The following is a 13336-nucleotide window of genomic DNA, read 5'->3' as shown; positions in this document are numbered from 1 at the left end:
ATTTCAAATATCGGAGTCTTGCAGAGGAATGTATACAAACATTAAAATATATACTAGTTTATATTTTCTTATCCTGTATGGTTTTTCCGATTTTAGAACCAAATATACCTTATTTATCGTTAATCAATCTATTATGCATTGTAGCTGTAAATTCAATTATGCTAATGGTTGTTAATATTTGGATTCGTAAGATTTGGAAGTTCTTGTCTCGCAAAAAAAAATATACTCAGCGAATCTTGTTAGTGACAACACGTGCACGAGTTGAGAGAGTACTAAAACAACTTTCTACTTATGAGTATGGCTATGTTTCAGCTGTTTGTATTGTAGATGATGAGCATTTTGAAGCTTCTAATTTTGCAATCGTTACGTTGGATAACTTAGTAACCTATGCTACGAGATCAGTCGTAGATCAAGTGGTGATTAATCTCCCAAGTGAAAGCTTTTTGATTGCGGACTTTGTTTCTCGATTTGAAACAATGGGATTACCAGTAGCTGTCAATATAGCGGCTTTAGATTTTGTAACCAATAGTGAAAAAGCGATTCAACGATTTGGGAATTCTAGTGTCGTCAATTTTTCAACAACCTTTTATCGTTCAAGTGATATTGCTCTTAAACGTGTTATAGATATTATGGGCTCCTTAGTTGGTCTGATTATTTGTGCTCTGGTGTCTATTTTTCTTGTTCCTCTGATAAAAAGAGATGGAGGCCCTGCTATTTTTGTCCAAGATAGGGTTGGTAGAAATGGACGAGTATTTAAATTTTATAAATTCCGTTCTATGAGAGTAGATGCGGAGGAAATTAAGAAAGACTTGATGAGTCAGAATCAGATGCAGGGTGGAATGTTTAAGATTGAAAACGATCCACGTGTGACAAAGATTGGGCACTTTATTAGAAAAACAAGTCTAGATGAATTGCCACAATTTTGGAATGTTCTAAAAGGTGATATGAGTTTAGTTGGTACTAGACCGCCAACCTTAGATGAGTATATGACATATACACCGGAACAAAAACGTCGTCTCAGTTTTAAACCTGGAATTACAGGCCTTTGGCAGATTAGTGGTAGAAGTAATATTACAAACTTCGATGATGTAGTAAAATTAGACATTACTTATTTAGATGGTTGGACAATTTGGAAAGACATTGAAATTTTACTAAAAACTATTAAAGTGGTATTTATGAAAAATGGAGCGAAGTAATTTTATGAATAAAGTGAGGGAAATTCAACTAGGAGAATTATCTTTATTAAAAAATTTTATTGCTATTTGTAGTAAACATGATTTAAGATATTATGCTTTGGGAGGAACATTGCTAGGAGCAATTCGTCATAAAGGATTTATTCCTTGGGATGATGATATGGATTTAGGGATGCCTCGAAAAGATTATGAAAAATTTATATCTATTTGTAAAAAGGAACTTCCAGAACATGTTATCTTGAGACTTCACGATGATAATTTAGGTAATACCTCTATTATGGATACATCTTTACAAATTCCATTTGGAGATGAACTTTGTAGTCCTTTCATAGATATTTTCCCTTTGGATGGTTATCCAGATGATCGTTTTCATTATTTTATTCACACAAACAAAATTAAATTCTATCGAGCACTTTCTAAAATTTCTGTTATCGATCGTTTGCATGAGAGAGATAGAGGTTCGTTCGAAAATGCGATTGTGAAAGTTTCAAGAGCCTTAAAATTAAATAAACTCTTAAACACTTCAAAAATTAACAAAAAATTACAAAGTATCATTAAACAATATGATTACGAGACTAGTAACATGGTCGGAAATGTCTTAGGTTCCTACAGAGAACGTGAACTTGCTAGAAAAGAAGTATTCGGTGAGACACAATTACTAGAGTTTGAGAACTTAGAAATAAGTTGCCATGCAAACCCGGATGAATATCTAACAAAAATATATGGTGATTACATGAAGTTACCAAAAGAAGCTGAGCGTAAGGGTCATTTTGGAGTTTTATGGGAGAATAAAATTGAATAGTTTCGATTTAATGGGGGTCAGGATTGACCCCTTAACAATGGATGAAACAGTAGATGCGGTTGAGAAATTTGTCATTGAACAACGCCCTCTTCATTTGATGGGCGTAAACGCTGATAAGATTAACCAATGTCAGTCAGATGAAGTTATTAAAAAGATAGTTAACGAGTCTGAAATTATCAATGCAGATGGCGCATCAGTAGTTTTAGCTTCTCGATTTTTGGGCTATCAAGTTCCAGAACGAGTTGCTGGAATTGATTTAATGCAAAGATTATTAAAATTAGCCGATGAGAAATCTTATTCAGTGTATTTCTTTGGTGCTAAAGAAGAAGTTTTGCAAGATATGTTACAAAATTTCCAAGAAGAGTATCCAAATCTACGAGTTGCTGGATATCGTAATGGTTATTTTTCTGAAGAAGATGAGCAAGGTATTCAGGAAGATATTCGTGAAAAGAACCCTGACTTTGTATTTGTTGGAATTACTTCACCTAAAAAAGAATACATCATCCAAAAATTTATGGATAATGGAGTGAATTCTATTTTTATGGGTGTAGGTGGTAGCTTTGACGTCTTGTCTGGTCACATTCAGCGTGCTCCACTTTGGATGCAGAAATCAAACTTGGAGTGGTTGTTCCGAGTCGCTAATGAACCAAAGCGTCTCTTTAAACGATACTTTGTAGGGAATGTTACCTTTATTAAGAGAGTTTTAGATGAGAAACGAAAAACGAAAAAATAATATTTTACATATTTCACGAACGATGGATATTGGTGGTGCTGAGAGAATCGTGTACCAGTTGAGCTCTGATTTGAAAGATGAGTTTGATAGTGTACATGTTGCTTCTACAGGAGGTCTTTGGGAACCAGAATTAGAGGCACGAGGAATTATTCATCATAAAATTCAGGATATAGACAGCAAAAATCCTCTTACTGTGTTGAAGTTGCTTCTGACTATCTATCAAATTATTAAGACAAATGAGATTACCCTAGTTCATACGCATCATCGAATGGCAGCTTTTTATATTCGTTTGTTAAAACTGATTAATCCGAAGCTAGTACACGTTTATACTGCTCATAATGTCTTTAAAGATAAGTTGTCTTTATATAGATTTTCACTGAAAAATGCCTATAGTATCGCAGTTGGTCACGCAGTTAATCAAAATTTGAAAGATGATGTGGGAGTTGCAAATAGCACTGTTATCTATAACGGAGTGATCTTGAAACAGTCAAATAGACAAGTTGATGAGATTATGAAGTTTGATGGAATCAAGCTAGGCTGTGTTGCAAGATTATCTGAACAAAAAGGTTTGACCTATTTGATTGATGCTATTTCTTTGATTTCAGATGAAAACCTTCGTTTATTTATCGTTGGGGATGGAGAGCTGAGAGCCGAATTAGAAACTAAGGTTAAAGAACTCGATTTAGAAGATAAGATAACTTTTTTAGGGTATAGACAGGATATAGTCGAGTGTATTAATAGTTTTGATTTCCTAGTTTCTTCATCATTATTTGAGGGCTTGGCTCTAAATGTTATCGAAGCATTTATGAATGGAAAAACCATGGTTGCGACAGATATTCCTGGCATTAATGAAGTTGTTACAAAAGAAAATGGGCTCTTGATCCCGGCTAAAGATGCCAGGGCCTTAGCTTCTGCTATTGAGAGTCTGGCAACTAATTCAACTCTTAGAACAAAGTTAGCTCATCAAGCTAAAAAAGATTATGAAGAGAAGTTTAGTTATCCGTTGTTTCTAGATAATTATCGTAAATTTTATCAAAAACTAATTTGGAATAAAGTTGAATAATAATCTCAAAAAACAAACTCAAATTCCTACGATTATAGAGGTGAAAAATGTTATCTATTATAATTCCATGTTATAATTGCGAAAGTACAATTGAAGACTGCTATTTATCAATATTGAGTTCTTTACAACATAATATTATAAAAGAATATGAAATAATTTTAGTAAATGATGGTTCATCAGATAAAACTTTAAAGAAGTTAGATGAAATTGCTAATACCAATAAAAAAGTAAACGTAATAAGCCAAGTTAATAAAGGTGTATCAGCTGCAAGAAATTTAGGTATTTCAGTAGCTAAAGGTAATTGGTTAAGTTTTATTGATTCTGATGATACTGTAAATAAAGAGTTTTATAAAATGTTACATAATAAGAACATTGATTCGGATTTAATTGTATGTGGGGTCAATTCGAGTATTCATCCAAGATTAACTGGTGGAATGGAGACATTAGAACGTGATCAATACATTAAAGGGATTTTGTATAATCTAAATATCTTCGGATATGCATGTAATAAACTTTATAAGAGAGAAATAATACAGGCTAATAGTATTCAATTCTTAGAAAATATCTCATTTATGGAGGATAAATATTTTAATTTAGAATATTCTCTTTATACCAATAATATTAAAGTTGTTTTGGAAAATTTATATAATTATTTAGAACCTACTACTAGCGTTCTTGGAAATAGCGATAAAAAACAAACTGGTTTGCTCGTATGGGATAAACTTTTAAATGATCCTAGATTCGAATGTTATTCGGATGAATTTAAAAAAGAAAAATTTAAATATATGATTTGGCTACTTGGACAAATGTATGCAGAAAAAGCAAAGGGTAGAGAATTAATTTTGGAAGAATTAAAAGGGGAACGAGACTATGTAAATTCTATATTTTCTAAAGTATCCTCAAAATATATTCAATTTAAACTTTTATTATTATTTCCTAACCTTGTAGGTTGGACAATTAGAATTAAAAATAGGAAGTAGACAGTATTAGTTGCATGAAAAAAGTAATGTTAGTTTTTGGGACGCGTCCAGAAGCGATAAAAATGTGTCCCTTAGTGAATGAGTTAAAGAAAAATGATTCAATTAAAACACTTGTGTGTGTAACTGGTCAACATAAAGAAATGTTAGAGCAGGTTTTAGATGTCTTTAAAGTTGTTCCTGATTACGATTTAGAAGTTATGAAGGCAAATCAAACACTATTTACAATCACGACAAGTATTTTAGATAAAATTCAAGCTGTTTTAGAGCAGGAAAAACCAGATATTGTTCTTGTTCATGGGGATACTACAACTACTTTTGCGACAGCTTTAGCTGCATTTTACATGGGAATTAAAGTTGGACATGTAGAGGCAGGATTGAGAACTTATAATCTTCAAAGTCCATTTCCTGAAGAATTCAATCGTCAGACTACTTCAATTATTGCAGATTTCAATTTTGCTCCGACAGAAGTGGCTAAAGAGAATCTTCTAAAAGAGGGAAGAGAGAATATCTATGTTACTGGAAATACTGTCATTGATGCCTTGAAGACAACCGTTCAGGATTATTATGATCATCCTATTTTAGAGTGGGCTAAGGGCAGTAAACTCATCATGTTGACAGCTCATAGACGTGAAAATCTTGGTCAACCCATGAAAAATATGTTTAACGCAGTTAATCGTATCCTGAATGAATTTGAAGATGTTAAAGTCGTATATCCTATTCATAAAAATCCTAAGGTTCGTGAGCTAGCAAGTAAAGTGTTTGGAGACAATGAACGTATGAAAATCATTGAACCTCTAGAAGTCATTGATTTCCATAATTTTATGAATCAAAGCTACATGATTTTAACAGATTCTGGTGGTGTACAAGAAGAAGCACCTTCTTTAGGTAAACCAGTATTGGTAATGCGTGATACAACAGAACGTCCAGAGGGGATTTCTGCAGGAACCTTGAAATTGGTGGGAACAGAAGAAGAAAATATTTATAGGAATTTTAAGCTTCTTTTGGAAAATGAAGAGGAATACAACAAGATGAGTAAGGCAAGCAATCCTTATGGGGATGGAACAGCTTGTCAACAGATTGTAGAAGTTATCATGAAGGGATTAGTATAATGGGGAAAGTTTCGATTGTTGTTCCAGTATACAACGTTGAAGATTATTTGAAATATTGTGTTGATAGCTTAATTAATCAATCGTACAAGGATATTGAGATTATTTTGGTAGATGATGGCTCTACTGATGATTCTGGAAGAATATGTGATAAGTATGCCCAAGAAGATGACCGTATTAGAGTCTTGCATATTGACAATGGAGGCCTTTCTAATGCTCGAAATACAGGTGTAAAGTTTGCTTCTGCTGAGTGGATAATTTTCATTGATTCTGATGATTACTATGATCGTAGAACTGTTGAGTATTTAGTGCAACTTCAAAAGAAGTATGCTGTTGATCTTGTTGCAACTTCCGTCATCGAAGTTAGGGACTTCCAAAGTGAGGATTTTTTAGGTTCATTAACTAACATAGATTCTTTGAAATTAGATCGATATACAGCTTTGAAGGAGATGTTTTATGGAAATATAGTTGGAACTCATCCAGGGGGAAAACTATACAAAAAAGAAATATTGATGAAGTTTCCTTTTCCAGAGGGGATGATCTATGAAGATTTGGCTGTCTCTTTTGAGCATATCGGAGCATGCAATGAAATTGCCGTAGGATGCATCAATTTATACAAATATTATCGAAGACCTGGAAGTATTGTCAATTCTTCTTATAGTGATAAATTTTTAGACTTCTATAAGGCTATAGAGATGAATAGAGAATTTGTTCAGAGAGATTATCCTAATGATAAGGAAATGAAGAAAGCACTTACTGTACGTTATGTCTTTAAGGGGTTACATGTAGTACATGCTATGCTTAGTTCAGAGATGTATTCGGATGTCAATAAAATCAGAAAAGAATACATTCAATATTTCAAAGATATTATTCCGAATTCAAATGTTACAAGGAAAAATAAATTGAAATATATATTGTTTCTCGTATCTGCAAAATTGTATAAAAAAGTCAGAGAGAAAATGGGTTAGATAGTCATGAAAGTTTTGAGAAACTATGCTTATAATCTCTCTTATCAATTGTTGGTGATTATTCTTCCGATTATCACAACACCTTATGTTACTAGGGTTTTTAGTTCAAACGATTTAGGAACTTATGGATATTTCAATTCAATTGTTACCTACTTTATTCTTTTAGCGACTTTAGGAGTTGCTAATTATGGGACAAAAGAAATTTCAAGTCATCGGAATGATATTCGAAAAAATTTCTGGGGTATCTATACCTTGCAGTTTGGAGCAACTTGCTTATCAATTTTATTATATATAATTTTGTGCTTTGCGTTTTCATTTATGCAGAATCCAGTAGCGTATATTTTAGGTTTAAGTTTATTATCTAAGGGAATGGATATTTCTTGGCTTTTTCAAGGCTTGGAGGATTTTCGTAAGATAACAGTTAGAAACATCACTGTTAAACTGGTGGGAGTTGTTTCAATATTTTTATTTGTCAAATCTCCAGGTGATTTATATCTATATGTTTCCTTATTGACGGTATTTGAATTATTAGGCCAGTTAAGTATGTGGTTTCCAGCTCGCGAATTTATTGGCAAGCCTCACTTGGATTTATATTATGCAAAGCAACATCTTAAACCAGTAATTTTATTGTTTCTGCCTCAAATAGCAATTTCTTTGTATGTTACTTTAGATAGAACAATGCTCGGTGCTTTAGCATCAACTACTGATGTTGGTATTTATGATCAAGCTTTAAAATTGGTAAATATATTACTTACTTTGGTAACTTCTCTGGGAAGTGTCATGCTTCCACGTGTTTCAAACCTTTTATCAAAAGGAAATAATGAAGCCGTGAATAGAATGCATCAGATGTCTTTTTTAATCTACAATCTTGTGATTTTTCCAACTATTGCAGGCATGTTGATTATCAATAATGACTTTGTAAAATTTTTCTTAGGAAATGACTTCCAAGAAGCAAGATATGCTATTGCAATCATGATTTTTAGAATGTTTTTTATTGGATGGACGAACATTATGGGAATTCAAATTTTGATACCTCATAATAAGAATAAAGAATTTTTGACTTCAACAACGGTTCCAGCGATTGTTAGTGTTGGTTTAAATTTACTTTTGCTGCCTAAATTTGGATATATTGGAGCTGCAATTGTTTCTGTATTAACAGAAGTATTTGTATGGGGCATCCAATTGTATTTTACAAGAAAATATTTAAAAGATGTGCCAATTTATAAATCAACTGTTAAAATATTTTTAGCATCAATTCTTATGTATTTTGCTCTTTCATTTTTGAAGACAATTTTGATTTTTATACCTATTATTAATGTTGTTGTATATACTATATTTGGGGCGATACTTTATAGTTTACTAATTTTATTATTTAAAGTAGTTAGCTTAAAGGAAATAAAAGAGCAGCTATTAAATAATTAGTATTATTATAATCTATACAGAAATAATCAAAGTTATTTTTGTAAGAATTTGTTTTAGCTAAGTTAGTTGATTGAAAAAGTTTAGAAATGGAAGGATGAAAGATTGTAGATGAACTCAAAGATGAAAAATACTAAATAATATAAAAAAATTGTCAATTATGTTCATTCTATATTATTCTTTACTAAATAAATAATATGATAAAAATTAAATTTGAAAATCTACTGGTTAGTATTGTTGTATCTGTAGTGATATTTTTTAATACTATTTCTACTACAATGCTGGATAAAACTTTTTTACAAGCTAAAGCAAATTATCTTTTATTAGTAGTTTTGTTGTTAGGTCTTCGTTTTATGTTTCCAACACGTATTTCATTTAAATATCTAATATTTTCTTCTTTGCTATTATTATCAGGAATTTTAGTATATTTTCAGACTGGAAAACTTAATTTTCTTGTTTATTCAGCTCTTCTGGTCTTATTAGTTAATGTAGATATGAAAGTAGTTTTGAAAACGTATGTCATTGTAGCGGGCATTCTTGTACTAAGTGTATTTCTTTTATCTCTCTTAGGTGCAGTTCCCAATTTACAATATCATCGCGAAGGAGTTATTCGGAACTCATTTGGATTTATTTATCCTACAGATTTTGCATCCCACTGTTTCTACATTTTCTTGGTTTTTTCTTATTTATTGAAAGATAAATTTATATGGATTAGATCCCTAATAGGCGTACTTTTATCTTTTTTTATTATAAAATATTGTGATGCACGTTTAAATGCCTTATCAATTATTTTAGCAACAATTATTTTTATATTTTTCTACTTTAATGAAGATAAGAAATTCCGGATTTATTCAATTTTCCCTTATTCTGTAGTTCTATGTTCGTCAATAATGATGTATTTATCTTATATTTTCTCTTGGGGATCTCCATTTTTAGTATCTATCAATAAATTAATTACAGGTAGATTATCTTTGGGAAAAAATGCATTTAATACTTTTGGTGTACATCTATTTGGAACTAGAGACGTATTATTTAAAGGGTCAGGAGGTAAAACAGAGGCTGTTATTGATTATAACTACGTAGATTCATCGTATGTTCAAATGTTATTTACATATGGTGTTATACCTCTTGTGTTACTTATATGTCTGTATGTTGTAATTTCGAGAGAACAGTATAAACAGGGGCAATATTTATATGTAGTAATATTATCTTTAGTGGCTCTAAACTGCATGATTGAAGCTTTTTGGTTTGTCCCTACTTACAATATATTCATATTTTTGTTATTAACAAAAAATACTTTTGTTAATAGGTCGGTGAATAATTTTAATCCTTTGGATAAAACGGAGTTGTTGAACTGATGAAATTAAATTTTATGATTTGCAAATTTATTTTTCTTCATAAAATGAGCTATTCAAACTAATATTTCAAAAAATTTTTAAAAATTTATTTTTTCATGAGATTTTAATGAGGATAACTTTACAATGCTACAAAAGTGTCAAGTCTGATAAAGGAGTGTAATATGTACGATTATCTAATCGTTGGTGCTGGTTTGTCTGGAGCAATTTTTGCTTATGAAGCAACCAAGCGTGGAAAAAAAGTAAAAGTTATTGATAAACGTGACCACATTGGTGGGAATATCTATTGTGAGAATGTAGAAGGGATTAATGTTCATAAATATGGTGCCCATATCTTCCATACTTCTAACAAGAAAGTCTGGGATTATGTTAATCAATTTGCTGAATTTAACAACTATATCAACTCGCCTGTAGCTAATTACAAGGGTAGCCTTTATAATCTACCTTTCAATATGAATACTTTCTATGCTATGTGGGGGACAAAAACTCCTCAAGAGGTCAAAGATAAGATTGCTGATCAAACGGCTCATATGAAGGACGTTGAACCTAAAAACTTGGAAGAACAGGCTATTAAGTTGATCGGTCCGGATATTTATGAAAAGTTGATCAAAGGCTACACTGAAAAGCAATGGGGACGTTCTGCGACTGACCTTCCACCCTTTATCATCAAACGTCTACCAGTTCGTTTGACTTTTGATAATAACTACTTTAATGACCGTTACCAAGGAATTCCAATCGGTGGCTATAATGTCATTATCGAAAATATGTTGAAGGATGTAGAAGTAGAACTTGGAGTTGACTTTTTTGCCAATCGTCAAGAATTAGAAGCTTCTGCTGAAAAGGTTGTCTTTACAGGCATGATTGACCAATACTTCGATTACAAACATGGTGAATTAGAATACCGTAGCCTTCGTTTTGAGCATGAAGTTCTTGATGAAGAGAACTATCAAGGAAATGCAGTTGTAAACTATACAGAACGTGAGATTCCTTATACTCGCATTATTGAGCATAAACACTTTGAGTATGGTACTCAGGATAAAACGGTTATTACTCGTGAATACCCAGCTGATTGGAAACGTGGTGATGAACCTTATTATCCAATCAATGATGAGAGAAACAATGCCATGTTTGCTAAATATCAAGAAGAAGCAGCACAGAACGATAAGGTGATTTTCTGTGGTCGTTTAGCTGATTATAAATACTACGATATGCATGTGGTAATTGAACGTGCTTTGAATGTTGTAGAGGAAGAGTTTAAATGAGATAATGAAGGATAAAATTGATATTGTTGTTTTATGGGTAGATGGTAGTGATCCTGAATTTATTCGTAAGAAACAGTACGTAACGAATCCAAGCAACAGTTTAAGTGAATATATTGATGGTGATTTACGGTATCGTGATTATGGAACACTGAACTATTGGTTCCGCATGATTGAAAATCATGCACCTTGGGTTAATAAGATATTTTTAATAACGAATGGTCAGAAACCTAGTTGGTTGAACTTAGAACACCCTAAATTAAAATTTTTAACTCATGAGGAATTCATGCCTTATGAATATCTTCCAACATTTAATTCAGCATCAATCGAATTGAATCTTCATCGTATCGAAGATTTATCGGAGAACTATATATATTTCAATGATGATATGTATTTAATAAAAGATAGTAGCCCATCTGACTTTTATAAAAATGGGCAACCTAGGCTTTTTGCTGTATATGATGCTATAGTTCCATGGTCACCATTTACAAAAACCTATCTCAATAATATTGAGTTGATTTATCGGCATTTTCCTAAAAAAACAGCAATGCAGACTTCTCCTTGGAAATTCTTTAATTATCGTTATGGATTGAGAATGTTTAAGAATCTACTTTTATTGCCTTGGGGTGTTACAGGATATGTTAATCAGCATTTACCTGTCCCAATGAAGAAAAGTACTTTACAGTATTTATGGGAAATTGAATACGAGACTTTAGATAAGACCTCAAGGAATCAAATTAGAAACTATAGTATGGATGTCAATCAATATATTTGTCAATATTGGCAGATTGAAAGTAATCAATTTTATCCAGGCTCAAAGAACATTGGAAAATCAATTGATTTGAATAAACTAGACCAACTAGAAAGTATTTTTAAGGATAAATATAGAAAACTTCTTTGTGTTAACGATAATATTGATTTTAAAGAAGAAAATCTTCTTCGCTTTAAACAAATATTAGATGTACGTTATCCAGAAAAGTCGAGTTTTGAAAAATAAGAAGTAACAAATGAAATATTATTTAAAAGAAAAATTTTTACATGATAAGAATACCAAAAATGCGGGGAATAAGGCGCGAAATGATGTTGAAGAAATAGTAGTTCGTAAGGGCTATAGTCCTTTGTTATTGATGGTAGATGATTGGTATCAAATGGGGACTATTAGAGCCCAACGACATAAGGCCAAAGCCCTATCCAAAGCTATCTCTAAGTTGAAGGAAGGGGATCAGCTACTGATTCAATTTCCTATGCTTCATCATAGTTTCTTTACGACTCATTTAGTCAAAAGAATACAACGTAAAGGAGTGAAGGTTCACTTTATTATCCATGATTTAGAAGTTTTGCGCTATGCTAATTTGGATACAGTACCCTTGAAGCATAAAATTCGTGTTCATCTTCAAGAGTCAAGTCTTCTGAAACAAGCTGATGGTCTTATTGCTCATAATCCAGTTATGAAATCAGTGCTTGTTGATAAGGGGATTTCTGAGAAAAAAATAGTTAGTTTAGGCATTTTTGACTATCTGATCCCGAATTATCAGGACAAAGAAGATTTATCGAAGGAAGGGGCTATTATTGTAGCTGGAAATTTAGCTCAAGAAAAAGCAGGTTACTTATATGAGTTGCCTGCAAGACCGGCATATAACCTCTATGGTGTTGGTTTTGATGAGGCTAGAAGACTATCCAATGAAACCTATTTTGGTTCATTTCTTCCAGATGAACTACCATCAGCATTAGAAGGAAGCTTTGGTTTGGTTTGGGACGGTGATAGTTCTAAAACTTGTAGCGGAGTGTTTGGTGAGTATTTGAGATACAATAATTCCCACAAGGCTTCCCTTTATTTGGCTTCTGGTTTTCCTATTATTGTTTGGAAGCAATCTGCTTTGGCTAATTTCATCTTAGAAAAAGAGTGTGGAATTAGTGTTGAGAGTTTACTTGATTTAGAAGAAGTATTGGAACATTTGTCTCAAGAAGAGTATCAGAATTTGGTCAAAAATGCTAAGACCGTAGGTCAAAAAATTCGTGAGGGTTCTTATCTTTTTTCTGCATTGAAAGCTTTAAATTAATGAATCTAAAAATGACTTAAATAGATGAATGAGGGAGTTACTGGCTTCCCTATTTTTTTATAGTTAAAAAGAGATAAAAGAATGAAATAGCATTCGATATTTGTCAGAAAATAACAACTAAAAATGAAAATTCAGAAAATTATATTGACAGAATATGAAAAAGAGTCTATAATGGATAGAAAAACAAAGGAGAAGACTATGAAAACAAGGAAAGTATTGGCTCTTGCGGGAGTAACTTTATTGGCTGCAGGTGTCTTAGCAGCTTGTTCTGGTGGTTCTGGTGCTAAAGGTGAGCAGACTTTTGCATTTACCTACGAGACAGACCCAGATAATCTTAACTACTTAACAACTGGTAAGGCAGCAACTGCTGACATTACTAGTAATGTGATTGATGGATT

At 32.2% G+C, this 13336-nt stretch carries 12 protein-coding genes and 1 pseudogene; all 13 read left to right on the top strand.

What is annotated here, in order from left to right; genetic code table 11:
• A partial coding sequence (locus RYK07_RS07680) for a sugar transferase (RefSeq protein WP_314853256.1) occupies window positions 1-1196 on the top strand: 1196 nt, incomplete at its 5' end.
• A gap of 4 nt (window positions 1197-1200) precedes the next feature.
• Complete coding sequence (locus RYK07_RS07675) at window positions 1201-1995, top strand: LicD family protein (RefSeq protein WP_314853254.1); 795 nt, start codon at window positions 1201-1203, stop codon at window positions 1993-1995.
• A 10-nt stretch (window positions 1996-2005) separates the two neighbouring features.
• Entirely contained in the window at window positions 2006-2728 is a 723-nt protein-coding gene (locus RYK07_RS07670; RefSeq protein ID WP_314853259.1) for a WecB/TagA/CpsF family glycosyltransferase, read from the top strand.
• Entirely contained in the window at window positions 2703-3791 is a 1089-nt protein-coding gene (locus RYK07_RS07665; protein ID WP_314853253.1) for a glycosyltransferase family 4 protein, read from the top strand. Before RYK07_RS07670 ends, RYK07_RS07665 begins: the two co-directional genes overlap by 26 nt.
• Window positions 3792-3838: 47 nt before the next feature.
• Window positions 3839-4771: a glycosyltransferase family 2 protein gene (locus tag RYK07_RS07660; RefSeq protein WP_314853252.1), complete on the top strand. Its 933-nt coding sequence runs from the start codon at window positions 3839-3841 to the stop codon at window positions 4769-4771.
• 14 nt (window positions 4772-4785) lie between these two features.
• The gene (gene wecB, locus RYK07_RS07655; protein ID WP_314853251.1) at window positions 4786-5880 is read left to right on the top strand and encodes a non-hydrolyzing UDP-N-acetylglucosamine 2-epimerase; all 1095 of its coding nucleotides are present in this window, start codon (window positions 4786-4788) and stop codon (window positions 5878-5880) included.
• Complete coding sequence (locus tag RYK07_RS07650; RefSeq protein ID WP_314853250.1) at window positions 5880-6845, top strand: glycosyltransferase family 2 protein; 966 nt, start codon at window positions 5880-5882, stop codon at window positions 6843-6845. Before wecB ends, RYK07_RS07650 begins: the two co-directional genes overlap by 1 nt.
• Window positions 6846-6851: 6 nt before the next feature.
• Window positions 6852-8267, top strand: coding sequence for a flippase (locus tag RYK07_RS07645; RefSeq protein ID WP_314853249.1), 1416 nt, complete (start codon window positions 6852-6854; stop codon window positions 8265-8267).
• 194 nt (window positions 8268-8461) lie between these two features.
• Entirely contained in the window at window positions 8462-9622 is a 1161-nt protein-coding gene (locus tag RYK07_RS07640) for a polysaccharide polymerase (protein WP_314853248.1), read from the top strand.
• 161 nt (window positions 9623-9783) lie between these two features.
• Window positions 9784-10881, top strand: a complete 1098-nt coding sequence (gene glf / locus RYK07_RS07635; RefSeq protein ID WP_314853247.1) for a UDP-galactopyranose mutase — start codon at window positions 9784-9786, stop codon at window positions 10879-10881.
• Between the two features lies 1 nt (window position 10882).
• Window positions 10883-11875, top strand: coding sequence for a stealth family protein (locus RYK07_RS07630; RefSeq protein ID WP_314853257.1), 993 nt, complete (start codon window positions 10883-10885; stop codon window positions 11873-11875).
• A 10-nt stretch (window positions 11876-11885) separates the two neighbouring features.
• Window positions 11886-12938, top strand: coding sequence for a galactofuranosyltransferase (locus tag RYK07_RS07625; RefSeq protein WP_314853246.1), 1053 nt, complete (start codon window positions 11886-11888; stop codon window positions 12936-12938).
• 198 nt (window positions 12939-13136) lie between these two features.
• Window positions 13137-13336 (top strand): annotated as a pseudogene (locus tag RYK07_RS07620) (peptide ABC transporter ATP-binding protein); the annotation flags it as partial.

It is taken from the genome of uncultured Granulicatella sp. (assembly GCF_963528315.1).
Lineage (GTDB): Bacteria > Bacillota > Bacilli > Lactobacillales > Aerococcaceae > Granulicatella.
The sequence above is the reverse complement of the archived record's forward strand: the minus strand, read 5'-3'. Positions and strand labels throughout refer to the sequence as shown.